Source organism: Escherichia sp. MOD1-EC7003 (assembly GCF_002965065.1).
Lineage (GTDB): Bacteria > Pseudomonadota > Gammaproteobacteria > Enterobacterales > Enterobacteriaceae > Escherichia.
Map to the genome: position 1 here is coordinate 1 of NZ_PTRE01000270.1, position 2233 is coordinate 2233.

Genomic DNA, 2233 nt, shown 5'->3' on the forward strand with positions numbered 1-2233 from the left:
AAAGCACCCCCCATCTGGCGGGAGGTGTATTGAGAGATATAACCCCCCGGGTCAAGCGGTTCACGCGTCGGCCCGGCGGTAATCATAATGTTAAAATCTTTCAGGTCGTTGACGGGCAAAAAATCCGCTACCGCCATATCCACAATGGTTAACGGATCGAGCATTCGCCCCGGGCCGATATCACCACAAGCCTGACTGCCGCTGTCTGGCCCCCAGATAAGCAGACCACGCGAGGCAAGCACCTCTAAATTATGCTGGGTGGCGGCGGCACGGTACATTTGCTGGTTCATGGCGGGGAGCACGGCAACAGGTGCAGGTGTCGCCAGGCAAATTGTCGATACCAGGTCATTCGCCATTCCGGCAGCAACACGGGCAATCAAATCCGCTGTGGCAGGGGCGAGAATCACTAAATCAGCCCATTTACCCAGCTCAATATGGCCCATTGCGGCTTCGGCAGCGGGGTCAAGCAGACTGTCGGAAACGGGATAACCAGAAACCGCCTGCAAGCTAAGTGGGGTGATAAAGGCTTTTGCCGCTTCGGTCATGGCGACACGGACGTCGGCTCCGCGATCGCGCAAACGACGCACCAGTTCAGGGGTTTTATAGGCCGCGATACCGCCGCTGACGCCGAGAACGATTTTTTTACCGGCCAGGCTCATGATGATTTTTCCTGTTGGGTGACACCAGAAGGTGGCGATTTTATCACAATACTTTTGTTGTCGTGCCTTCACCTGAGAATCACTTTGCGAGGCGCTTTCCAGGATTGAAAACTGACCGTCGATTTAATGGAACGGTTATGACAGGATGCGAGCACCACAAAGGAGGTGAAGGTGAAAAACAATGCACAGCTGTTGATGCCGCGCGAAAAAATGCTGAAGTTTGGCATTGGTGCGTTAACGGATGTCGAGCTACTGGCGCTATTTCTGCGTACCGGAACGCGCGGTAAAAATGTGTTAACTCTGGCAAAAGAGATACTGGAGAATTTCGGCTCTCTTTACGGCTTGTTAACCTCTGAATATGAACAATTTAGCGGCGTTCATGGAATTGGTGTGGCGAAGTTCGCTCAGTTAAAGGGGATTGCCGAACTGGCGCGGCGTTACTACAACGTGCGGATGCGTGAAGAAAGCCCGTTACTTAGCCCGGAGATGACGAGGGAATTTTTACAAAGCCAGCTCACGGGCGAGGAGCGTGAGATCTTTATGGTGATCTTTCTCGACTCACAACACAGGGTTATAACGCATAGCCGTCTTTTTTCCGGTACGCTAAACCATGTTGAAGTCCATCCTCGGGAAATTGTCCGTGAAGCAATAAAAATAAATGCCTCGGCGCTGATCCTTGCCCATAATCACCCTTCGGGTTGTGCTGAACCCAGTAAAGCGGATAAACTCATCACCGAACGGATAATAAAAAGTTGTCAGTTCATGGATTTACGCGTGCTCGACCATATCGTGATTGGGCGTGGAGAGTATGTTTCTTTTGCCGAACGCGGCTGGATTTAACCCGCTATGCGCGATCCTTCGGGATCTTTGTCTGTTCGGGACTTGAGCACATCGCTGAGTCAGCGTATACTACGCCACCTTTGAGAATCTCGGGTTTGGCATTTGGGCCTGGCAATCGAGAGTTCACATAGAACTGCGATGACCGGGCTGTAAAGCCTGACGAGGCGCCAATACCCCATACGAAGCTCGAGCTAATTTGATTTTTGGAGAATAGACATGTCCCGAGTCTGCCAAGTTACTGGCAAGCGTCCGGTGACCGGTAACAACCGTTCCCACGCACTGAACGCGACTAAACGCCGTTTCCTGCCTAACCTGCACTCTCACCGTTTCTGGGTTGAGAGCGAGAAGCGTTTTGTCACCCTGCGCGTATCTGCTAAAGGTATGCGTGTAATCGATAAAAAAGGCATCGATGCAGTTCTGGCTGAACTGCGTGCCCGTGGCGAAAAGTACTAAGTACTTAGAGGAAATAAATCATGGCTAAAGGTATTCGTGAGAAAATCAAGCTGGTTTCTTCTGCTGGTACTGGTCACTTCTATACCACTACGAAGAACAAACGTACTAAGCCGGAAAAACTGGAACTGAAAAAATTCGATCCAGTTGTTCGCCAGCACGTGATTTACAAAGAAGCGAAAATCAAATAATTTTCGCTTTAATGTAACGAAAAACCTCGCCCCCGGCGCTGAGGAATCCCCAGTAATGGGCGGGTAAAAAAAGACAGGCATAGAGTTTTGTGA

Annotated in this window: 4 protein-coding genes; 3 read left to right on the forward strand and 1 reads right to left on the reverse strand. The window is 50.6% G+C overall.

Going from position 1 to position 2233, the window contains the following annotated elements:
• On the reverse strand, positions 1–659 hold a 659-nt coding region (gene coaBC, locus A7090_RS25200), incomplete at its 3' end, for a bifunctional phosphopantothenoylcysteine decarboxylase/phosphopantothenate--cysteine ligase CoaBC (protein WP_105275886.1).
• Between the two features lie 171 nt (positions 660–830).
• Between coaBC and radC the strand changes: the two genes are divergently transcribed.
• The 3 genes from radC to rpmG all read left to right on the forward strand — a co-directional run bounded on the left by radC (position 831) and on the right by rpmG (position 2140).
• Positions 831–1499, forward strand: a complete 669-nt coding sequence (gene radC, locus A7090_RS25205; protein ID WP_105275887.1) for a RadC family protein — start codon at positions 831–833, stop codon at positions 1497–1499.
• Between the two features lie 216 nt (positions 1500–1715).
• Complete coding sequence (gene rpmB, locus A7090_RS25210; protein ID WP_105275888.1) at positions 1716–1952, forward strand: 50S ribosomal protein L28; 237 nt, start codon at positions 1716–1718, stop codon at positions 1950–1952.
• A 20-nt stretch (positions 1953–1972) separates the two neighbouring features.
• Positions 1973–2140 carry a 50S ribosomal protein L33 gene (rpmG, locus tag A7090_RS25215; RefSeq protein WP_001051798.1) on the forward strand — a complete coding sequence of 56 codons (168 nt, stop codon included), beginning with the start codon at positions 1973–1975 and terminating at the stop codon, positions 2138–2140.
• Positions 2141–2233: the final 93 nt, after the last annotated feature.

Bases quoted from the DNA above. Each gene is read 5' to 3' on its own strand.
- rpmG (WP_001051798.1), top strand. From the start codon at position 1,973: ATGGCTAAAGGTATTCGTGAGAAAATCAAGCTGGTTTCTTCTGCTGGT.
- rpmB (WP_105275888.1), top strand. From the start codon at position 1,716: ATGTCCCGAGTCTGCCAAGTTACTGGCAAGCGTCCGGTGACCGGTAAC.